Raw genomic sequence first — 20,978 nt, forward strand, 5'->3', positions numbered from 1 at the left:
ATTTCAATCTATAATTTTATAATTCTTAAAAAAATCTAATACTTTTTCCTTCCGCATTTCGCAAGGTTTTAATAACTCGTTTTTAGACGTAATATAGTAGTTCAAGCTTACAAAGTCCTTTCCTTTCAACTCTTCAGCATAAACCTTAAAACTTTTACCATTATTAAAATCTGTTCTAGTTACTCCATATTTTTTGTTTTTATAACTTACTTCTGAGTAACCTACTGGCAATTGTTTTATTTTACCTAATATACTCATCATGAACTACAAGATAACATTGAGCACCCAATTTTATGTCTTGCCCAATCAGGTCGTTTAGCAAACCATTTTTGATATTCGGGTTGTTCATCATAAGGTGTTTTGAGCATTATAAACAACTCATCTATCAACTTATAATCTCCTTTATCTGCATCATCAATAGCTAGTTGAGCCATGTAATTACGCAATACATATTTAGGATTAAATTGATTCATTTTTACTTTTCTCTCCTTATCAGAACCTATTTCTTTTTTTAACCTTTGAGCATATTTTTCAAACCAATCATTCCAACGATTTTCAATATTACCAACGACTTCTTCGGGCTTGTAAAATGCATTTTGAATGATTTCAATACCGTTTGAAGTATTATCTTTTTTGAAATCTGCCAAACTTCTAAAAAAAATTGTCATATCAGTTTCAGTTAAATGCAAATTATCTTCAAGTTCTTGAATAAATTTTTGATCGTTTGCATCTTCAGTTTCTAATCCTAATTTGGAACGCATCATACTTAAAGAACCACCTTCAAAGTCTATTTTATACTGATTTAGAATAGTTTCTAAAGGCTCTGCTTCTTCAATTAACGGATATATGGCGTTTGCTAGTTGCAGCAAATTCCATAAACCAATATTTGGTTGATTTCCATAACGATAACGTTTATTTTGTCTATCGGTAGTATTTGGCGTCCAACCATACTCATAACCTTCTAACCAACCATAAGGCCCATAATCTATTGTCAAACCTAGAATTGACATATTATCGGTATTCATAACACCATGAACAAAACCTACCCGTTGCCAATCAATAATCATATTAACTGTGCGTTGTGAAACTTCTTTAAAAAAAGCTATATACGTTTCTTTTGAAGGATTTCCTAAATGAGCAAAATGATATTTAATTGTATAATCTACCAACTTTTTCAAGTTCTTATCATCTTGTCTTGCAGCAAAAATTTGATAGTTCCCAAAGCGTAAAAATGATTCAGCTGCTCTACATACAATTGCTCCTTTTTCATAAGCAGGATTGCCATCATACATAACATCACGCATTACTAAATCCCCAGACAAAGCTAATGACAATGCTCTTGTCGTAGGTACACCCAAATAAAACATGGCTTCGCTACACAAATACTCTCTAATAGATGAGCGTAATACAGCTAATCCATCAGCAGTTCTGGAATATGGTGTTTCGCCTGCGCCTTTTAATTGTAAGGTCCAATTTTTGTTATGATGTTCTACTTCACACAAATTAATAGCACGCCCATCTCCTAATTGACCTGCCCAATTTCCAAATTGATGCCCGCCGTAACACATAGCATACGGTTTTGTGTTCTCAAGAACTTCATTTCCTGTAAATACATTTAAAAACGTTTCACTTTTTGCATCTTCTTTTGATAAACCTAAATTTTCTAACATTTCAGGAGATATATGCAATAACTCTGGTTTTGCGGTTTGTTTAGGCGTTACATATGAAAAACATGCTTCTGACACTTGTCTTCTGGAATTTTCCAGAATTGAGTCTGCAGGTAATTCTTGATTAAATTTATCTTTTATATTAAGTTTCATATCAATTTTTCAATCCACTTTTTCAAATCTGCATCAGATGGATTTCGTAATTTCTTATCTCCAATCATAATCGTTGGAAAGTTAAGCTTTCTGTTTTCATATAAGTTCCTTAATGCCTCTGCATTTGCTTCATTTAATTCAACATCTAGAAACTCATAATTCAAATTTAATTTTTCTAAATGTTTTTTATAATACTGACTTTTATGACACCTTTCGGCGCCATAAAGTTTAATTTTTATTGACATAGCTTACATGGTTTTAAGAACTTCTATAGCTGTATCTGGATTCAAATGAAAATCTGAAAACACTACATTATCATGTTTATCAATAAACAAGAACCAAGGTGTTCCTCCAGTTTGGTAATTCTTCATGACATTTGAAATTGATACACCATCATCTCCTGCATCATGACCAAAAGGAATCTTTAAATCATATTGCTTTTGAGTTTCAAAAATCTTCTCAAAAGTATTTTCATGATGCCCTTCAAAAACTGTTTGAATTGCTAAAAACACAACATTTTTATTGTCTTGTAAAGCTTCTACCATTTTCTTTAAATCTGGTAAACCTTTACTATGGCAACCAGGGCACCAACTTTGAAAACAATACACAACTTTAAATTTACCTTTAAAATCTGTAAGTTTTAAAGGTTCAGCTTTATTTCCATTGGTATCAATCCAGCATTTTACTTTAAATTCTGGAGCTTGAAATACATGTTTATCTTCTAATTTATTAGACATACTATTGTCCCTTTCTTTTAATTTATATACTTACAAGGTTTTGAAAATCTTGTAAGTAAGGTGTTTATTTCAATTTATCAGCATGAAGCTTTCTTAATTTTGATAATTTTGGCGTAATTACAAAACTGCAATAGCCTTGTTCTTGATTATTTCTATAATAATCTTGATGCTCTTTTTCAGCTTCATAAAAAATATCTAAAGGGGATATTTCTGTAACTATTGCGGCTTCATAATACGGCGACACTTCTTTTACCACAATTTTAGCAATTTCGTTTTGAGCCTCATCATGATAATAAATTACCGAACGGTACTGTGTACCTATATCTCCTCCTTGTTTATTCAGTGTTGTAGGATCGTGAGTGGTCATAAAAATGACTAAAATATCTTCATAAGAAATAATATTAGTATCAAACTCAATTTGAATAACTTCGGCATGTCCAGTTAATCCAGAGCATATTTCACGATAGGTTGGATGCCCTGGAACATTACCTCCTGAGTATCCTGATACTACTTTTTCTACACCTTTTATTTCTTGAAATATTGCTTCAGTACACCAAAAACATCCACCACCAAATGTGGCTAATTGCAAGTTTTTATTGCTCATTAATTATCCCTTTCTCTAACTGCATAGATTCTGAATTAATACAATATCGCAATCCACTAGGTTCTGGTCCATCAGGAAACACGTGTCCTAAATGAGCATCACAAGTATTACACATAACCTCTACCCTAACCATACCAAATGCTGTGTCTCGCTCATATTTAATGGCGTTTTCTTTAATAGGTTGTGTAAAACTAGGCCAGCCTGTACCGGATTCAAACTTAATAGTAGAATCAAACAACGATGTATTACAACACACACAGTTATATTTACCAGCTTCGTGAATACTACAAAGTGCTCCACTATGAGGTCGTTCCGTACCTTTTAATCTTGTTATTCGAAATTGTTCTGGAGTTAACTGAGATTGCCATTCGGTTTCAGTTTTTTCAACTCGCTTGTCTGGAGTTGGATTTCCTTTTACGGAAAAGTTGATAACTTTTTTCCAAGTAAGCATAATATGGTCCTTTCTTTTTTAGTTAATTATAATATGCTTTTTCAACATAAAGATAGTCGAAAATTTATTCAAAAGCTTACAGTTTTAATATTTATAACCGTTATTGAATGCTACGGAAAGAAATAAAACAATTTATACATATTTTATTGTTCTTATATGCTAAAAATCCATTAAAAAGAAAAAGCCTGATGAAAATTCATCAGGCTTTTTGGTCGGGGTGGCAGGATTCGAACCTGCGGCCTCCACGTCCCAAACGTGGCGCGATAACCGGGCTACGCTACACCCCGAAATAGTTATCAGTTTTAAAATATAGTTGCGGAGAGACAGGGATTCGAACCCTGGGTACCTATTTCTAGGTACGACGATTTAGCAAACCGCTCCTTTCGGCCACTCAGGCACCTCTCCAGTAATTTTTATATGAACTAAACATTTAATTTTAAATGCGGATGCAAATTTAGTTTTTCATCTTAAAGAACACAAGCATTTTCTTTGTTTTTTTTCTATTTTATTCAGGGTATTCTATTCGCAAGTGATAAATATTTGCAAGCTTGTGTTTTAAAACTTTTTTTATAGATTGAATTTCTTTAAAAGTAATATTTGCGTTTAAAAATTGCCCCTCTTCTATTTGCTTATTTATTATATTCTCTACAAAAGCTTCAATCTTAGTTGATGTGGGTTCTTTTAAACTTTTTGACGCAGCCTCTATGCTATCGCACATCATTAATATAGCTGTTTCTTTACTAAATGGTTTAGGGCCTGGGTAACTAAAATCTATTTTATCTATATTTTCCTCTGGATAATCCTTTTGCTGTTGCTTATAAAAATAGTAAACCACACTTGTGCCATGGTGAGTTCTAATAAAATCGATTACTCTATCTGGTAAATTATTTTTCCTCGCTATCTCGATACCATTAATAACATGATCTGTTATAATTCTTGCACTTTCTTTAGAAGATAACTCATCATGAGGATTAATACCTGTCGACTGATTTTCAGTGTAATATGTTGGATTTTTCATTTTACCAATGTCATGGTACAATGCCCCTACTCGAACTAACATAGCATTAGCTCCTATTTCATTTGCTGAAGCTTCAGCTAGATTTGCAACGTTTAAAGAATGATGAAACGTTCCTGGTGCCTTGTTTGATAATTCCTTAAGTAATTTAGTATTCGTATCAGACAATTCTAAAAGTGAAACATCTGAAACTAATCCAAATAATTTTTCAAAAGCATAAATTAATGGTTGAACAAATAACGTTGCTAACCCACACAAAACAAACCATATAAACGTTTCCCATTTAAGTGTTTCAACACTTCCTTCATGAATGACTGAAAAAGCAAAATAAGCAATAATATATATAAGTGTTATTTGCCCTACTGATATAAATAAATTAGCACGTTTATACAATTCCGAGACCGTTAGAATAGTTACAATTCCTGCTATAATCTGAAGAAACATATATTCATAACTATTAGGCACTATAAACCCCAATAAGAGTACTGTAAGTACATGAGCAAACAAGCCTAACCTTGCATCAAAAAAAGCTTTAAAAACTAAAGGTAGTATACAAATAGGCACTATATAAATATACTTTGAATCATAATTAACTACTAGTGTAGTTATAAATATCATCAATGAGATATTGAAAAATATGAACGTAACTTTTGTGTTATTTTCAAAAACTTCAACTCTATATTTTCTTAAAAACAATAGCAACATCAATAATGCTAGAGCAACTAATAAAGTGTAAGCAAATAGCACCCAATTATAACTTGCTTCATTCCAAACTTGTGATTCATATTCGGACTGTAGCGATTTTAGAATTTGATATTTATCACCCTCAACAACCTCACCTTTAGAAACAATTAAGGTTTCTTTAGCTACACTACCTCTGGTAAAAGAAATTCTACTTAAATCGTCTTGAACAACTTTATCAGTAAATGTTTTATTATATGTTAAGCTTGGTTCAACTAAATCAAAAAATAAAGCAACAAATTTTGTTTCAAAATTTGATAAACCCTTTTTAGCTAACACATCATCTATAACAGATTTGACTTCATTTTGTTTAATTAAACTTGAATAAAACCCCTCTTGGATTTTTTCTCTACCATCAAGAATAACAATAGATCTATCTTTAGGAAAATCATAGTTTTCATTTAAAACACCGTAACTATATAGCTCTGAAATAATATTTTTACCCGTATTGAATAATTTATCTGAGAGATAATTTGGTAAAGTATCTGAAAAAGTAGTTTTAAAAACACCTTCATAGGCATCACTAACTTTTCCTTTTATTGAATTATCTAAATCAAAATATAATACAGCATTATCAGAAATGCTCTTTTTTTCTAAAACTAATTCTTTATCAGTTTTTTTAATTGCAAAATCAAAAGGAGCTTGTAAACTTTCAGATTGCCAGGGCTTGCCTTTTTCAAAATTGTATTTGAATTTTCCACTTTTAGGAAACAAATAGACAATTAAAAAGGTTGTACATATAAATAACAAACCTTTATAAATTAAGGAATGATTTCTATATAGTTTGTTTATGAAGTCTTTCATTTAGATACCAAATGTAATAAATTTATAAGCTTTTACCATTTTTTATAATACTCTAATCTTTCAAATTTCTACCAAAAAAAACGTTATTTTCGCATGTACTAAACTAAAACTTTAGAATAATGAATAAAGAAGTTGTTATTGTTTCAGCAGCAAGAACTCCAATAGGTAGTTTTCTAGGGGCTTTATCTACTGTTCCTGCTCCAAAATTAGGAGCTATTGCCATACAAGGTGCTTTAAATAAAATAAATTTAAAGCCAGAGCTGGTAGAAGAAGTTTTAATGGGTAATGTTGTTCAAGCTGGCACTGGACAAGCGCCTGCAAGACAAGCAGCAATATATGCTGGTATCCCTAATACGGTACCTTGTACTACTATAAATAAAGTTTGTGCTTCTGGAATGAAAACAGTTATGCAAGCTGCACAATCTATCGCTTTAGGTGATACACATATTGTTGTTGCTGGTGGTATGGAAAATATGAGTCTAATTCCTCATTACATACATGCAAGAAGTTCAACAAAATTTGGACCAGCTACATTAATTGATGGTATGCAAAAAGATGGTTTAGTTGATGCTTATGATGAAAATGCTATGGGTGTATGCGCTGATGCGTGTGCGGTTAAATATGAATTCTCAAGAGAAGAACAAGATGCTTATGCTATCCAATCCTACGAACGCTCATCTGCCGCTTGGGAATCAGGAAAATTTAATAATGAAGTTGTTCCTGTTGAAGTTCCGCAGCGCAGAGGAGAACCAATAATTGTTTCTAAAGATGAAGAATACACGAACGTAAGAATGGATAAAATACCGCAATTACGTCCAGCTTTCACCAAAGATGGTACCGTAACTGCTGCTAATGCTTCTACAATAAATGATGGTGCTGGTGCTATGGTGTTAATGAGTAAAGAGAAAGCCGAAGAATTAGGTTTAAAACCTCTTGCCACAATTAAAAGTTATGCAGATGCGGCACATGAACCAGAATGGTTTACTACCGCTCCAGCAAAAGCTTTACCAAAAGCATTAGATAAAGCTAATATTTCTATAGATGATGTTGATTTTTTCGAGTTTAATGAAGCTTTCTCTGTGGTTGGACTAGCTAATATGAAAATTTTAGGATTAACAGATAAAAATGTAAATATTAATGGTGGTGCTGTTTCTCTTGGACACCCTCTTGGATGCTCTGGTGTTAGAATACTTATCACCTTATTAAATGTTTTAGAACAAAATAATGCTAAAATTGGAGCTGCAGCTATTTGTAATGGTGGTGGTGGTGCTTCAGCAATGATTATTGAACGTAACTAATAGTATTTAATGCAATACGGTATTTGTAATTTAAGCATTGTTCCGCTTCGATATGAGCCTGCAGACACAAGTGAACTCGTTTCTCAAGTGATTTATGGTGATTTCTTTAAAATATTAGAGAAACGCAAGAAATGGAGCAAAATAAGATTGGCTTTTGATAAATATGAAGGGTGGATTGACAATAAACAATACTTTGAGATTTCTGAAAATCAATATAAATCCTTAGCTAAAGAGGATCCCATACTATCTACGGACCTAGTTGAATTTATTGAAGATGAAAACAATCAAATATTTCCAATAAGTATTGGATCCTGCTTGAATGGACTTTCACTTTTAAATCATAAATATGAAGGTAACTCAATTAATGAAAAAATTGAGAAATCTAACATTATACAAACTGCATTTACTTTTCTAAATGCTCCATATTTATGGGGAGGAAAAACACCTTTCGGAATTGATTGTTCTGGTTTTACGCAAATGGTTTATAAACTAAACGGCTATAAACTTTTACGCGATGCATCACAACAAGCTACACAAGGAGAAGCATTAAGCTTTATAGAAGAAAGTGAGCCTGGGGATTTAGCCTTTTTTGATAATAGCGAAGGTGCAATAATTCATGTTGGTATTATAATGAAAGATAACTATATTATACATGCTCATGGCAAGGTCAGAATAGATCGCTTAGACCACTCAGGCATATATAATGTTGACAAAAATGAACATACTCACAAGCTTAGAGTAATTAAAAAAATTATATAAAAAAGCCGCTAATTAGCGGCTTTTTTATTTTAAGTTTAGAGAGAAAAACTATTCTCCTCCAGCCATAGCTTCTATTTTAGCACCAACTTCTTTTGCTTTTTCAGTTTCTCCTAATGCGTTATATATATTCTTTAATTGAACAAAAATATCAGAATTAGCTTCTGGGTTTTTATCAATAAATGTTGTTAAAATTGCAGCACCCTTTTCAAATAAAGCATTTTTTTCTCCTTTTAACACTTCATATTTCGCATCATCAGCTTTACTCATCCCTAATTTTCCCATTTCTTCAATTACAACATTTCCCTTTTCAATAAATAAATTTGAAAGATTTAAAGCTGCATTAGAGTAAGTAGGATCTATACTTAAAACTTTCTCGAAAGAATTTTGAGCATTATCTAAATCTCCTTTATTCATATTTACCACACCAACATTATAGTGCAATGTTGCATTTCCAGGATCTTTAGTAAGAGCTTCTTCAATTAAAGACTTAAATTTATCTTCATCTTTTAATTGAAGATAAATATTAGCTTCATTAATAATCAAATCAACATTTTCTGGATTCTCTGCTCTGGCATCTTTTATAGCATCAAGGGCTTTCTCATTATCACCTTTTGAAATGTAAATTAATGCAATATTTTTTACAATCTCCGGTTTTTTTGATTCCGTAAAACGCTCACCTGGTTTTATATGACTTCCTGCCTTAATATATAAATCTCGTGTAGACTTATCCAAAGTTACTTCCTTACCGGAATCTTTTTCAGTAGCAAAATAAACTTTATCAGCTCCATTATAATTTAAATCTCTAAGTTCTTCATATAATTTTAATGCTCTGTCATATTTTTTAACATTAACGGCAGTTGCTGCTGCATAATACAAAAAAGTTGTATCCGATTCTCTTAGTCTATATGTACGTTCAAAAAGATTAGACGCTAAATCATAGTCTTTTTTATTATAGGCATCATTACCTTTTGTTAAAAAATTATTGTACATATTATTTTTTAACGCTTTAACCTCAGATTTATATTCACCTTTAACTTCTTTCAAGCTTTCAAGTGCTTGATTGATATCTTTGGAATTACCATTACCATCTGAATAAAGCGCTAAACTATTTAAATAATAATATTTTGCTTTAAGGCTTTCATCCATTGAAGGCATAAGACTTTCAGCAATTTTTAATGCTTCTTTTGCTGCCGCAAAATTTTTGCTTTTAATAGCTTTTTCAACTGTTTTCAATTCTTTCTTTTGAGAAAATGAAAACGCACTTACAAACAATGCTAAAGCTATAATAATTTGTTTTTTCATTTTAAATAATATTAAGTTTTAATTTTAAGTGTTATTTATCTTCAGTATCAGTATCAAGAGTTGTGCCATCTTCAGAAACGTCAGTGTTTTCAGCATCTTCAGCAACTATAATATTCCCATCTTCATCCAATTCAACCTCATCTTCATCATGCATTACTTTCGCAACAGCTGCTATAGAATCACTTCCCTTTAAGTTAATTAACTTAACACCTTGAGTAGCTCTACCCATAACTCTCAAATCTTTAACCGCCATTCTAATTGCAATTCCAGATTTATTGATAATCATTAAGTCATCATCATCAGTTACATTCTTGATTGACACTAAGTTACCCGTTTTTTCTGTAATAGAAATGGTTTTAACACCTTTTCCTCCACGATTAGTAATACGGTAATCTTCTAAACTAGAACGTTTTCCATAACCATTCTCAGATACTACAAGCACATTACTTTCCATATCATCAACAGCAATCATACCAATAACCTCATCATTTTTTTCATCTTGTAGACGAATTCCTCTAACTCCTGAAGCACCACGTCCCATTGGCCTTGTTTTTGCTTCTTCAAAACGAATGGCTTTACCAGACTTTAATGCTAGCATCACTTGACTCTCACCAGTTGTTAATTTAGCTTCTAATAATACATCATCATCTTTAATTGTAATAGCGTTAATACCGTTTGTTCTTGGACGAGAGTATTGCTCCAGAGATGTTTTCTTAACCTGACCTTTTTTAGTAGCCATAATTACATAATGACTATTAATATAATCTTCATCTTTTAAATCTTGAGTACAAATGAAAGCCATCACTTTATCATCTTGCTCAATATTAATTAGATTTTGAATGGCTCTACCTTTTGATGTTTTACTACCTTCAGGAATTTCGTAGACACGCATCCAGAAACACTTTCCTTTTTGTGTAAAGAACAACATGTATTGATGATTAGTACCAACAAATAAATGCTCTAAGAAGTCTTCATTACGTGTTGTTGATGCTTTTTGACCAACGCCACCTCTATTCTGCGTTTTGTATTCTGTTAAAGATGTACGTTTAATATATCCAGCATGAGAAATTGTGATAACCACTTTCTCGTTAGGTATCATATCTTCAATACTTAAATCGCCACCTGCATATTCAATTACTGAACGACGCTCATCTCCATACTTATCTCTAACAACTTCTAACTCATCTTTTATGATATCCATTCGACGTTCTTTCTTATCTAAGATATCTTTTAAATCGATGATGGTTTTCATGATTTCCTCATACTCAGAACGCAATTTATCTTGCTCTAAACCAGTTAGCTGACGCAATCTCATTTCAACAATTGCTTTAGCTTGAATTTCTGATAGTTTAAAACGTTCAATTAAATTTGCTCTAGCTTCATCAGCGTTTGAAGATGCCCTGATAATTTTTATAACTTCATCTATGTTATCAGATGCAATTATTAAACCTTCTAAAATGTGTGCTCTTTCCTCTGCTTTACGCAATTCATAAGTTGTTCTTCTTACAACAACTTCATGCCTGTGCTCAACAAAGTAATGAATTAATTCTTTTAAGTTTAATAACTGAGGACGACCATTCACTAATGCAATGTTATTTACACTAAATGAGGATTGTAGCGCAGTGTATTTAAATAATTTATTTAAAACAATGTTAGGAATTGCATCACGTTTTAAAACGTAAACTATACGCATTCCGTTTCTATCAGATTCATCACGAATAAGAGAAATACCTTCAAGTTTTTTATCGTTTACCAAATCAGCAGTTTTCTTAATCATGTCTGCTTTATTCACTTGGTAAGGAATCTCATCAACAATGATGCATTCACGACCGTTAACTTCTTCAATATTAGCTTTAGCACGCATAACAATACGACCTCTACCAGTATGAAAAGCCTCTTTTACACCGTCGTAGCCATAAATAGTTCCTCCTGTTGGAAAATCAGGCGCTTTAACATGCTGTATAAGCTCATCAATTTCTATATCATTATTATCGATATAAGCTATTGTTCCGTTTACAACCTCCGTAAGATTATGTGGTGGCATATTAGTTGCCATACCTACAGCAATACCTGATGCCCCATTTACTAATAACCCAGGAATACGCGTTGGCAAAACTGTTGGCTCTTGAAGTGTATCATCAAAATTTAATTTATGATCTACAGTCTCCTTTTCAATATCTGCCAACATGTCTTCAGATATTTTACGCATACGCGCTTCTGTATAACGCATTGCTGCCGGACTATCTCCATCAATAGATCCAAAATTTCCTTGTCCATCTACGAGCATGTAACGTAAACTCCACTCTTGAGCCATACGTACCATGGCATCATAAACCGAAGTATCCCCATGTGGGTGATATTTACCTAAAACTTCTCCAACTATTCTTGCGGATTTTTTATGTGCTGAATTTGCTCTAACACCTAATTCATGCATACCATAAAGCACACGTCTATGAACTGGTTTTAATCCATCTCTTACATCTGGTAAAGCACGTGACACAATGACCGACATTGAATAATCAATATATGCCGATTTCATCTCATCCTCAATATTAATAGGGATCAATTTCTCTCCTTCTGCCATAAATAATTTAATTTAATTTTATGTGATTTTCAAAACATGCTAATATAAGAATTTCGATAGTCATAGTAAGACTATCAAGCTTCCTTTTTCATGTTATTTATTAACAATTTTAACGACTTATTTAGTTAATAAGTATGCATGCTAAAATTTTGATTTTATAAAGTTTTTTTTGTCAATTAGCATTTTACAGACAATTTAAGGTACAGTTTTTGTCTTAAGTAAAATGTTTTACTATTTTTAATGCAGAAAGGATAAAAGAATATGGACGATAATTTTTCCCCAAGAGTCAAAGATGTTATTGCTTACAGCAAAGAAGAAGCTTTACGGCTAGGTCATGATTTCATTGGCACTGAACACCTTATGCTTGGGCTTTTACGCGATGGAAACGGAAAAGCAATAAACATATTAAACGCTTTAGATATAGATTTAAATCATTTAAGACGTAAAGTTGAGATACTAAGTCCTGCAAACCCTAATATAACTGTAGCTTCTAATCAAAAAAAGAACCTACATCTTACTAGGCAAGCAGAACGCGCCTTAAAAACTACGTTTCTTGAAGCTAAATTATTTCAGAGCACCTCAATTAACACTGCTCATTTATTACTATGTATCTTGAGAAATGAAAACGACCCCACTACCAAGCTTTTAAATAAACTAAAAGTTGATTACGATAATGTTAAAGAACAATTTAAACTTATGATTACAAACGATAACGATTATATAGAGCCAAAGTCTGAATTTCAAGACGATGAAAACACACCTGAAGAAGAATCTTCAAAGGATAATATTTTTAATGCACCTGCAGGTAAGTCCAATAAAAAGTCTAAAACACCTGTTTTAGATAATTTTGGACGTGATTTAACAGCTTTAGCCGAAGAAGGGAAGCTAGACCCTGTTGTAGGAAGAGAAAAGGAAATCCAGCGTGTTTCTCAAGTTTTAAGTAGAAGAAAGAAAAACAATCCGCTTTTAATTGGAGAACCTGGTGTTGGTAAATCTGCCATTGCAGAAGGTTTAGCACTTAGAATTGTTAAACGAAAAGTATCACGTATTTTATTTAATAAACGTGTGGTGACTTTAGATTTAGCAAGCTTAGTTGCTGGAACAAAATATAGAGGTCAGTTTGAAGAGCGCATGAAAGCCGTTATGAACGAACTTGAAAAAAATGATGATGTTATTTTATTTATTGACGAAATACATACTATTGTAGGTGCTGGTGGTGCTACAGGAAGCTTAGATGCTTCAAATATGTTTAAACCTGCTCTAGCTAGAGGTGAAATTCAATGTATTGGTGCAACAACTTTAGATGAATACAGACAATACATTGAAAAAGATGGCGCTCTAGAGCGTCGTTTTCAGAAAGTAATTGTAGAACCTACCACAGTTGATGAAACCATTGAAATTCTTAATAATATCAAAGGTAAATATGAAGAACACCACAATGTTGATTATACTCCTGAAGCTATTGAAGCCTGTGTTAAATTAACAAACAGGTATATGACTGAGCGCTTTTTACCAGACAAAGCTATTGATGCTTTAGATGAAGCTGGTTCTCGTGTACATATAACAAATATTGACGTACCAAAGCAAATCATAGAACTTGAAAAACAACTTGAAGACATTAAAGAAACTAAAAATGCTGTTGTTAGAAAACAAAAATATGAAGAAGCTGCTAAACTAAGAGATGACGAAAAACGCATCGAGAAAGAATTAGCTATTGCTCAAGAAAAGTGGGAAGAAGACACTAAGCAACATCGAGAAGTTGTTACTGAAGATAATGTAGCAGATGTGGTTTCTATGATGACAGGAGTACCTGTAAACAGAATTGCTCAAACTGAAATCAATAAACTGGCCGAATTACCAAACCTAATAAAGGGTAAAGTAATTGGACAAGATGATGCGGTTGCTAAAGTAGTTAAAGCTATTCAGAGAAATAGAGCTGGGTTAAAAGACCCTAATAAACCCATTGGCTCATTTATATTTTTAGGTCAAACTGGTGTTGGTAAAACACAATTAGCAAAAGTGTTATCTAGAGAGCTATTTGATAGTGAAGATTCTCTTGTTAGAATTGACATGAGTGAATACATGGAGAAATTTGCTATTTCAAGACTTATTGGAGCGCCTCCAGGATATGTTGGTTATGAAGAAGGTGGTCAATTAACTGAAAAAGTTAGAAGAAAACCTTACGCTGTAATTTTATTAGATGAAATTGAAAAAGCACACCCAGATGTGTTTAATATGTTACTGCAAGTATTAGATGATGGATACTTAACAGATAGTTTAGGTAGAAAAATTGATTTTAGAAATACAATAATCATCATGACTTCTAATATTGGAGCTCGTAAACTTAAAGATTTCGGAACAGGAATTGGTTTTGGCACTGCATCTCAAAAAGCACAAGAAGATGCTAATGCTAGAAGTGTTATTCAAAATGCACTAAAAAAATCATTTGCTCCAGAATTTTTAAATAGAATTGATGATGTTGTTGTATTTAATGCTTTAGAAAAAGAGGATATTAATAAAATCATTGATATTGAATTAGAAAAACTTTTAGCACGAATAAAAGGTTTAGGTTACAACCTTACACTTACAGATAGCGCCAAAGACTATATTGCTGAAAAAGGTTTTGATAAACAATACGGAGCGCGTCCTTTAAAAAGAGCTATTCAGAAATATGTTGAAGATGCTTTAGCTGAAGAAATTGTAGCTTCACATCTAAAAGAAGGCGATAACATTAATATCGACCTAGATAAAAAAACTGAAGAATTAAGTATTACAATAGACAAAGCAGAAAAACCTGCAAAATCCTAATTTTACTTAACAATACATTAATTAAAATCCTACTTTAAAATTAAAGTAGGATTTTTTTTTTGCAAAACTGTAACAAATAAAAACTACTAACATCTATACTATAACAATCAATTTTCTGTGACGCTAACCAAACTAAATACCGAGCAACTTGTTGCGCTTTGCAAAACCGGAAATCAATCTTCTCAGTTGGAGATTTATAATAGGTATTACAAAGCCATGTATAACACTTCTATAAGAATTGTGAAAAATAGATTTGAAGCTGAAGATATTATGCAAGATTCATTTTTAATGGCATTTACAAAATTAGAAAGCTTAAAAAACGAAGCTACATTCGGTCCTTGGTTAAAACGCATAGTTATAAATAACAGTATTCATCATTACAAGAAAAATATTAAAAATAATGAAGTTCCGATTGATGATGTTTTATACAAAGTAGAAAATGAAGTAAGTGGAATTAGTAACGATTATGACTTTACAACAATAAAAGCAAAACAAGTTTTAAATTCAATGAAGTCATTGAAAGATAATTACAGAGTAGCTTTAACACTAAACCTAATTGAAGGTTATGACTACGAAGAGATTAGCGAAATAATGAATATAACTAATGCTAATTGCAGAACAACAATTTCAAGAGCAAAAGAAAGTTTGAGACAAAAATTACAATTAGTTATTGCTTAATAGAATTATTATGAGTAAAAATAAAATAGAAGATATATTTAGAAATCTTGAAAATGATTTTGATATAGAGAATCCTGATTCAGGACACGAGACACGATTTTTACAAAAATTAGACAGCAGAAAATCAATCACTAAAAATCGAAATAATAATCTATGGAAACCATTTTTAGGAATTGCAGCATCAATTGCATTATTAGTTTCTCTTTTCGTTTTTTCTCCTAAAGAAAGCACTAGCATAGATTTAGCTGATATTTCTCCAGAAATGGCAAAAACAGAAACCTTATTTATGGCTTCACTTAAACAGGAATTAAAAAACCTAAATAGCGAAGATATGCCTGAATATCAAGAATTAATTGTAGACGCTTTATTTCAAATTAAGATACTTGAAGAAGATTACAAACAATTAGTTCTAGGTTTAAAAGAGCAACCAAGTGAAAACCTTATTCTTGATGCTATGATTCTTAATTTTCAAAGTCGAATCAATGTCATTCAAGACACAAAAGATAAAATTAAAGAACTAAAAAATACTAATAAACAAATATCAATCATTTAAATTTTAAACATCATGAAAAAAACAATTACACTAACAATTATGTCTCTAATGCTTGTAAGCGTTATTAATGCGCAATCTTGGGGAAACAAAAAAATCAAAGGAAACGGAAACGTTGTAACAGAAAATAGAACAACAAGTGATTATAGCGGTATTAAGTGTGCTGGATCTATGGATTATATTTTAGTTGCTGGAGAAGAAGGAAAGATAACTCTAGAAGGTGATTCAAACTTATTAGAGTATATAATTACAGAGGTTAAAGGTGATAATTTAATTATTAAAACTAAAAAAGGAGTTAATATGAGTTATAAAAACAATGCTGTTAAAGTTATCATACCTTTTAAAGATATAAATACAATCTCTTTAGCTGGATCTGGAGATTTATACAATAAAGATTTAGTTAAAGCAAACAAGTTAAGTGTATCACTAGCTGGCTCAGGTGATTTAAAACTTGAGATCGACACAGACTTTGTTAAAGGTGCCATTGCAGGTTCTGGAGACCTAACACTAGAAGGTAATACCAACACTTTAGAAGCAAGAGTTGCAGGTTCAGGAGATTTTCACGGATTTGATTTACAAGCAAATGATACAGACGTAGCGGTTGCTGGTTCTGGTGACGCTAAAGTATTTAGTAACAAAACTTTAAAAGCCAGAGTAGCAGGTTCGGGAGATATTGTTTACCGAGGAAACCCAGAAGTTGATAAAAAAGTAGCTGGTTCAGGAGACATCTCTAAAAACTAAAAATCATCAATTAAATTTACGACAGTAAAAAAGAAGCCATTTCAAATGAAATGGCTTCTTTTTTAATTTATGTTATAAGACTTTATCTCATTAATTGTTGTACTTGTTATATTATCATCAGGATCAAAAACAGTTCCTTCAGATTTAACAATTCCCACATCTTTTGCAAAATAGTATGTTATATCTGTTGTTGAAGTCAATCCAGTAACAACAACTTTTTGAGTGACTTTAACTTTTATAACTGAGTCAAACACCATTCCTCCAGATGCAATTGAAGCATTTTTTTCTAAGATTTCAAGTTTAATATCATAGTTAGCTGGAATATCTGGTAAAGTAGCACCACCAGATTGTAATGACTCATAAGAAGTAACTACATCAAAATTATATTCCCACTTAGTACCAACATCTACATTATCCTTTAAAATAACATAACTATATTCGCTTTGAGTTATTTTATATAAACCAGCTAATTCTGCTGTTAATTCACCAACTAAAAGCTCATAATCCCCATTAGATTTTCTAGTATAATAATCCACATTTAAGTTTTCAAAATTTGTTCCGTCTGTAGATTGAACAGACCCAAAAAAGTTTTCATATAAATAGCTTTCTTTACCTTTGTAATCAACTAAATCTGTAATTTCCATAGTAGATTCACTATCTGCCATTCCAGTTATTTGAGCCAGATAAGTCCATGAATTTCCAATGTTCATTGGCCAATAATCACCATCTTCATTATTTGTATTATCATCTTCCCCCTCACAATCACCTAAACTATCAATTAAAGTTTGAAAAGCACCACCTTGATCTCCACAAACTCTTACTTGATCTTCTAAAGCCTTTTTGTAAGCAGCACATACACTTGAGAAATCAGAATCTATTGGAGAAACATTTCCATAGGCTAATGCAGCATCAACAGTATTTTGAGCAGCTTCTTCACAAGTAGAAGGAAGTTGATTACTAGGTTCTTCTGGAGTTTCACCCTCAAAAGGTTCAATATTACATGAATTGAAAATTAATAATACAAAAGCAAATGCTAAAAAATTAAAATGTTTTGAGATATTCATAGTTTGTTGTTAATTAAAAACAAACATAATAATTGTATGCATTATAGTATAACTCCTACTTTAAAAAGATCTTTTTTTAGATAAACGGAAATACTTAATAATTTAATTAGCCTTAGGAACTCTAAACAACAAAATAATCCCTGCTAAAAAGAAAACAAATAAAAATAGAATTCCATTTCTCATACTACCCGTAATTTGGTCTATAAAAGCAAAAACTACCATTCCAATTACAATACCTATTTTTTCTGCAACATCGTAAAAACTAAAATACGAAGTAGTATCTTCAGTTTCTGGTAAAAATTTTGAATATGTAGAGCGCGCTAAAGCTTGCACCCCCCCCATTACTAAACCAACAAAACCAGCTGCTAAGTAAAAATGTTCTGGTGTTTTCATAAAATATGCATAAAAACAGAGACTCATCCACATGGCATTAATAACTATAAGTGTTTTAATATTTCCAAATTTAGCAGAAGCTTTCGAGGTTAAAAAAGCTCCAAGAATTGCTACTAGTTGAATAACTAGAATACTAACTATTAATCCCATAGTTTTCTCACTATCTCCGCCCCAAGCTATTTCTTCTTCACCAAAATATACAGCAACTAACATAATAGTTTGTACAGCCATACTAAATACAAAAAAGGCATGCAAATAACGTTTTAATCTTAAATTTAACTTTAATTGATTCCAAACTAAACGCAACTCTTTTAATCCATTAAAAACAACATCTTTAGTTACTTTATGACCTGAAGAAACCCCTTTAGGCAAATAATAAAATGAATATTGACTAAATAATGCCCACCAGAGTCCTACCGTAATAAAAGATATTTTCATAGCCTCAAATGAAGCTGCATCTTTTGCTTCCTTTAACGCATCTGTGATTTGAGCTTCAGAACCATTTTCTAATATAGAATTAGAGATACTAATATCGAATCCAAACCATTCAGGAAACAACACCATTAATAAATTAAACACAAGTAGAAGGACACTTCCAATATAACCCATTGAAAATCCTTTTGCACTTATACTATCTTGTTGCTCTGGATGCGCTATATCTGGAAGATAAGAGTTATAAAACACCAAACTCCCCCAATATCCTATTAAACCCATAAAATAAAATAGCAAACTTAAATGTATTCTTTCTGGAGATACATCAAACCAATACAACCCAATACAGCCAGCACTACCGACATAGCAGAAAAACTTTAAAAAATTCTTTTTGTTTCCAACATAATCAGCTATACCTGAAAGAATTGGAGATGTAAAAGCCACTACTAAAAACGTAAACGCTGTAACAAATGTTATAAGCGCAGTACTTTTAAACTCCATCCCAAAAGCCCAAACCGTTTTTATTTCTGAAGTACTATTAATAAATAATGCCGAATAAAATATTGGAAATATTGAAGATGCAATAGTTAGCGTATAAACTGAGTTTGCCCAATCATAAAACGCCCAAGCATTTAAAAGTTTTTTACTTCCTTTTTCTAAAACTGCCATAATAAAAAAGCTGCCCTTTTATGAGCAGCTTCTAAAGTAATCAAAAAATTTATTTGAATACTATTTAAATATTATCTAAATGTTGTAATCCCAAATTTTTTAGCTTCAGCTTTCGCTTTAGGTGCCCAATTTGTAAGATTTGCAATTCTTGTATCATTTGAAGGATGCGTACTCATAAATTCTGGTGGTGCTTGTCCTCCACTTTTAGCACTATTTGCTTTCATACGTTTCCATAGTTCAGCAGCTTCATCTGGGTTATAACCCGCAATAGCCATTAAATAAATACCAATTTGGTCAGACTCAGTTTCATGACTTCTGCTAAATGGTAGCATAACCCCTAACTGAGATCCTATACCATAATATTGATTAAAAGCATTTCTCGATTTTTCATCTTTAATAGCAATGTTACCTGCAACTGCAATACCTTGTTGTAAATAAGCAGCACTCATACGTTGCTGACCATGATTTGCTAATGCATGGGCAACTTCGTGCCCCATAATTGCCGCTACTCCTGTTTCGTTTTCAGCTATTGGCAAAATACCTGTATAAAACACTATTTTACCTCCAGGCATACACCAAGCATTAACCGTTTTATCATCAACTAAATTATACTCCCATTTATAATCTTTTAAATACCCCTGATTGCCATTAGCATTTAACCAACGTTCTGCAGCAACAGCTATTCGCTGACCTACTCGCGTAATCATTTCAGAATCTTTAGTTCCTGTAATTACTTTGTTCTCGTTTAAAAACTGGCTATATTGTGCAAAAGCCGTTGGGAATAATTGAGAATTAGGAACCAATGCCATAGTCTTCTTACCTGTAAAAGGATTTGTTGCGCAAGCAAAAACAAGAGCCGCTATGGCTAGCAAAAGAAATGTGTGTTTTATCTTCATTGTTCTAAATTTTATATAATTTTTAAAAATACAAAAATTGTACCTTTAAATTTTAGACACTTAAATTATTTTTTTGTCACATACTATTTTAAATAAATGTCATGTTTTAAAAAAAATAGCGACTCTATATAAAAAACGTTTTAACTATGAATAAGTTATTAATTACAATTACAGTTTTAATATTCTTCAATTGTAATTCATCAGCGCAACAAAAACAGAATGAGGGCAAAAAACCTTATAAGGTTACCAAAACTGAAGCTGAATGGAAAACACAATTATCTGCTAAAGAATTTTACGTATTAAGACAAGCTGGTACAGAACGTGCTTTTACAAGCCCATTAAACAAAAACTACAAAAAAGGTGTTTATGTCTGTAAAGGCTGTGACACACCACTTTTTAAGAGTGAACATAAATTTGATTCTGGTACAGGTTGGCCTAGTTTTGATAGAGAAATTAAAGGAAATGTAGCGTTTTCCACTGATTATAATCTAGGTTATGCTCGAACTGAAGAACACTGCGCCACATGTGGCGGACATTTAGGACATGTTTTTAATGATGGCCCAAGAAATACTACTGGTAAGCGCCATTGTATTAATGGCGTTTCTCTTAAGTTTTATGAAAACAAATAAATT

General features: G+C 31.9%; 19 protein-coding genes and 2 tRNA genes. 7 read left to right on the plus strand and 14 right to left on the minus strand.

Annotated elements, in window-relative coordinates; translation table 11 throughout:
• Positions 1–3 precede the first annotated feature (3 nt).
• The 9 genes from DIS18_RS10260 to DIS18_RS10300 all read right to left on the minus strand — a co-directional run bounded on the left by DIS18_RS10260 (position 4) and on the right by DIS18_RS10300 (position 6,172).
• Positions 4–261 carry a peptide methionine sulfoxide reductase gene (locus DIS18_RS10260; RefSeq protein ID WP_109352969.1) on the minus strand — a complete coding sequence of 86 codons (258 nt, stop codon included), beginning with the start codon at positions 259–261 and terminating at the stop codon, positions 4–6.
• Positions 258–1,820 carry a protein adenylyltransferase SelO gene (locus tag DIS18_RS10265; protein WP_109352970.1) on the minus strand — a complete coding sequence of 521 codons (1,563 nt, stop codon included), beginning with the start codon at positions 1,818–1,820 and terminating at the stop codon, positions 258–260. The genes DIS18_RS10260 and DIS18_RS10265 overlap by 4 nt, the downstream gene beginning before the upstream one ends.
• Positions 1,817–2,065, minus strand: a complete 249-nt coding sequence (locus DIS18_RS10270) for a glutaredoxin family protein (RefSeq protein ID WP_109352971.1) — start codon at positions 2,063–2,065, stop codon at positions 1,817–1,819. The genes DIS18_RS10265 and DIS18_RS10270 overlap by 4 nt, the downstream gene beginning before the upstream one ends.
• A 3-nt stretch (positions 2,066–2,068) precedes the next feature.
• On the minus strand, positions 2,069–2,557 hold the full coding sequence (locus tag DIS18_RS10275; protein ID WP_109352972.1) for a peroxiredoxin family protein: 489 nt from the start codon (positions 2,555–2,557) through the stop codon (positions 2,069–2,071).
• A gap of 64 nt (positions 2,558–2,621) precedes the next feature.
• Complete coding sequence (msrA, locus tag DIS18_RS10280; RefSeq protein WP_109352973.1) at positions 2,622–3,161, minus strand: peptide-methionine (S)-S-oxide reductase MsrA; 540 nt, start codon at positions 3,159–3,161, stop codon at positions 2,622–2,624.
• Positions 3,151–3,612 carry a peptide-methionine (R)-S-oxide reductase MsrB gene (gene msrB / locus DIS18_RS10285; protein WP_109352974.1) on the minus strand — a complete coding sequence of 154 codons (462 nt, stop codon included), beginning with the start codon at positions 3,610–3,612 and terminating at the stop codon, positions 3,151–3,153. Before msrB (DIS18_RS10285) ends, msrA begins: the two co-directional genes overlap by 11 nt.
• Before the next feature lie 209 nt (positions 3,613–3,821).
• Positions 3,822–3,899, minus strand: a tRNA-Pro gene (locus DIS18_RS10290).
• 29 nt (positions 3,900–3,928) lie between these two features.
• Positions 3,929–4,017, minus strand: a tRNA-Ser gene (locus tag DIS18_RS10295).
• A gap of 100 nt (positions 4,018–4,117) precedes the next feature.
• Positions 4,118–6,172: an HD family phosphohydrolase gene (locus tag DIS18_RS10300; protein WP_109352975.1), complete on the minus strand. Its 2,055-nt coding sequence runs from the start codon at positions 6,170–6,172 to the stop codon at positions 4,118–4,120.
• 119 nt (positions 6,173–6,291) lie between these two features.
• On the opposite strand from DIS18_RS10300, the gene DIS18_RS10305 reads away from it, so the two are divergent.
• Positions 6,292–7,470: an acetyl-CoA C-acyltransferase gene (locus DIS18_RS10305; protein WP_109352976.1), complete on the plus strand. Its 1,179-nt coding sequence runs from the start codon at positions 6,292–6,294 to the stop codon at positions 7,468–7,470.
• A 9-nt stretch (positions 7,471–7,479) separates the two neighbouring features.
• A complete protein-coding gene (locus DIS18_RS10310; RefSeq protein ID WP_109352977.1) occupies positions 7,480–8,229 on the plus strand; it encodes a C40 family peptidase in 750 nt (249 codons plus the stop codon).
• Between the two features lie 48 nt (positions 8,230–8,277).
• Here the strand turns inward: DIS18_RS10310 and DIS18_RS10315 are convergent, their stop codons facing one another.
• Both DIS18_RS10315 and gyrA read right to left on the minus strand, forming a co-directional pair.
• Positions 8,278–9,531, minus strand: coding sequence for a tetratricopeptide repeat protein (locus DIS18_RS10315; RefSeq protein ID WP_109352978.1), 1,254 nt, complete (start codon positions 9,529–9,531; stop codon positions 8,278–8,280).
• 31 nt (positions 9,532–9,562) lie between these two features.
• Positions 9,563–12,115, minus strand: a complete 2,553-nt coding sequence (gene gyrA, locus DIS18_RS10320; protein WP_109352979.1) for a DNA gyrase subunit A — start codon at positions 12,113–12,115, stop codon at positions 9,563–9,565.
• Between the two features lie 261 nt (positions 12,116–12,376).
• Between gyrA and DIS18_RS10325 the strand changes: the two genes are divergently transcribed.
• The 4 genes from DIS18_RS10325 (at position 12,377) to DIS18_RS10340 (ending at position 16,892) form a co-directional block, all read left to right on the plus strand.
• Positions 12,377–14,923, plus strand: coding sequence for an ATP-dependent Clp protease ATP-binding subunit (locus DIS18_RS10325; RefSeq protein WP_109352980.1), 2,547 nt, complete (start codon positions 12,377–12,379; stop codon positions 14,921–14,923).
• Between the two features lie 117 nt (positions 14,924–15,040).
• A complete protein-coding gene (locus DIS18_RS10330; protein WP_109352981.1) occupies positions 15,041–15,601 on the plus strand; it encodes an RNA polymerase sigma factor in 561 nt (186 codons plus the stop codon).
• 10 nt (positions 15,602–15,611) lie between these two features.
• Complete coding sequence (locus tag DIS18_RS10335; protein WP_109352982.1) at positions 15,612–16,154, plus strand: hypothetical protein; 543 nt, start codon at positions 15,612–15,614, stop codon at positions 16,152–16,154.
• A gap of 12 nt (positions 16,155–16,166) precedes the next feature.
• Positions 16,167–16,892 (plus strand): head GIN domain-containing protein, encoded by a 726-nt coding sequence (locus DIS18_RS10340; RefSeq protein ID WP_109352983.1) that lies wholly within the window; start codon positions 16,167–16,169, stop codon positions 16,890–16,892.
• Positions 16,893–16,954: 62 nt separating this feature from the next.
• On the opposite strand, the gene DIS18_RS10345 is transcribed toward DIS18_RS10340, so the two are convergent.
• From DIS18_RS10345 to DIS18_RS10355, 3 genes are all read right to left on the minus strand, one after another.
• Positions 16,955–17,956, minus strand: coding sequence for a hypothetical protein (locus DIS18_RS10345; protein WP_109352984.1), 1,002 nt, complete (start codon positions 17,954–17,956; stop codon positions 16,955–16,957).
• A gap of 102 nt (positions 17,957–18,058) precedes the next feature.
• Positions 18,059–19,450, minus strand: coding sequence for an MFS transporter (locus DIS18_RS10350; RefSeq protein WP_109352985.1), 1,392 nt, complete (start codon positions 19,448–19,450; stop codon positions 18,059–18,061).
• A 71-nt stretch (positions 19,451–19,521) separates the two neighbouring features.
• Positions 19,522–20,346: a M48 family metallopeptidase gene (locus DIS18_RS10355; RefSeq protein WP_109352986.1), complete on the minus strand. Its 825-nt coding sequence runs from the start codon at positions 20,344–20,346 to the stop codon at positions 19,522–19,524.
• A gap of 146 nt (positions 20,347–20,492) precedes the next feature.
• On the opposite strand from DIS18_RS10355, the gene msrB (DIS18_RS10360) reads away from it, so the two are divergent.
• Entirely contained in the window at positions 20,493–20,975 is a 483-nt protein-coding gene (msrB, locus tag DIS18_RS10360; RefSeq protein ID WP_109352987.1) for a peptide-methionine (R)-S-oxide reductase MsrB, read from the plus strand.
• Positions 20,976–20,978 lie beyond the last annotated feature (3 nt).

It is taken from the genome of Algibacter marinivivus (assembly GCF_003143755.1).
Classification (GTDB): Bacteria; Bacteroidota; Bacteroidia; order Flavobacteriales; family Flavobacteriaceae; genus Algibacter_B; species Algibacter_B marinivivus.

What these genes read in the sequence shown, in the direction of transcription:
- DIS18_RS10260 (WP_109352969.1), bottom strand. Translation starts at nt 261, where the DNA reads ATGATGAGTATATTAGGTAAAATAAAACAATTGCCAGTAGGTTACTCA.
- DIS18_RS10265 (WP_109352970.1), bottom strand. Translation starts at nt 1,820, where the DNA reads ATGAAACTTAATATAAAAGATAAATTTAATCAAGAATTACCTGCAGAC.
- DIS18_RS10270 (WP_109352971.1), bottom strand. Translation starts at nt 2,065, where the DNA reads ATGTCAATAAAAATTAAACTTTATGGCGCCGAAAGGTGTCATAAAAGT.
- DIS18_RS10275 (WP_109352972.1), bottom strand. Translation starts at nt 2,557, where the DNA reads ATGTCTAATAAATTAGAAGATAAACATGTATTTCAAGCTCCAGAATTT.
- msrA (WP_109352973.1), bottom strand. Translation starts at nt 3,161, where the DNA reads ATGAGCAATAAAAACTTGCAATTAGCCACATTTGGTGGTGGATGTTTT.
- msrB (WP_109352974.1), bottom strand. Translation starts at nt 3,612, where the DNA reads ATGCTTACTTGGAAAAAAGTTATCAACTTTTCCGTAAAAGGAAATCCA.
- DIS18_RS10300 (WP_109352975.1), bottom strand. Translation starts at nt 6,172, where the DNA reads ATGAAAGACTTCATAAACAAACTATATAGAAATCATTCCTTAATTTAT.
- DIS18_RS10305 (WP_109352976.1), top strand. Translation starts at nt 6,292, where the DNA reads ATGAATAAAGAAGTTGTTATTGTTTCAGCAGCAAGAACTCCAATAGGT.
- DIS18_RS10310 (WP_109352977.1), top strand. Translation starts at nt 7,480, where the DNA reads ATGCAATACGGTATTTGTAATTTAAGCATTGTTCCGCTTCGATATGAG.
- DIS18_RS10315 (WP_109352978.1), bottom strand. Translation starts at nt 9,531, where the DNA reads ATGAAAAAACAAATTATTATAGCTTTAGCATTGTTTGTAAGTGCGTTT.
- gyrA (WP_109352979.1), bottom strand. Translation starts at nt 12,115, where the DNA reads ATGGCAGAAGGAGAGAAATTGATCCCTATTAATATTGAGGATGAGATG.
- DIS18_RS10325 (WP_109352980.1), top strand. Translation starts at nt 12,377, where the DNA reads ATGGACGATAATTTTTCCCCAAGAGTCAAAGATGTTATTGCTTACAGC.
- DIS18_RS10335 (WP_109352982.1), top strand. Translation starts at nt 15,612, where the DNA reads ATGAGTAAAAATAAAATAGAAGATATATTTAGAAATCTTGAAAATGAT.
- DIS18_RS10340 (WP_109352983.1), top strand. Translation starts at nt 16,167, where the DNA reads ATGAAAAAAACAATTACACTAACAATTATGTCTCTAATGCTTGTAAGC.
- DIS18_RS10345 (WP_109352984.1), bottom strand. Translation starts at nt 17,956, where the DNA reads ATGAATATCTCAAAACATTTTAATTTTTTAGCATTTGCTTTTGTATTA.
- DIS18_RS10350 (WP_109352985.1), bottom strand. Translation starts at nt 19,450, where the DNA reads ATGGCAGTTTTAGAAAAAGGAAGTAAAAAACTTTTAAATGCTTGGGCG.
- DIS18_RS10355 (WP_109352986.1), bottom strand. Translation starts at nt 20,346, where the DNA reads ATGAAGATAAAACACACATTTCTTTTGCTAGCCATAGCGGCTCTTGTT.
- msrB (WP_109352987.1), top strand. Translation starts at nt 20,493, where the DNA reads ATGAATAAGTTATTAATTACAATTACAGTTTTAATATTCTTCAATTGT.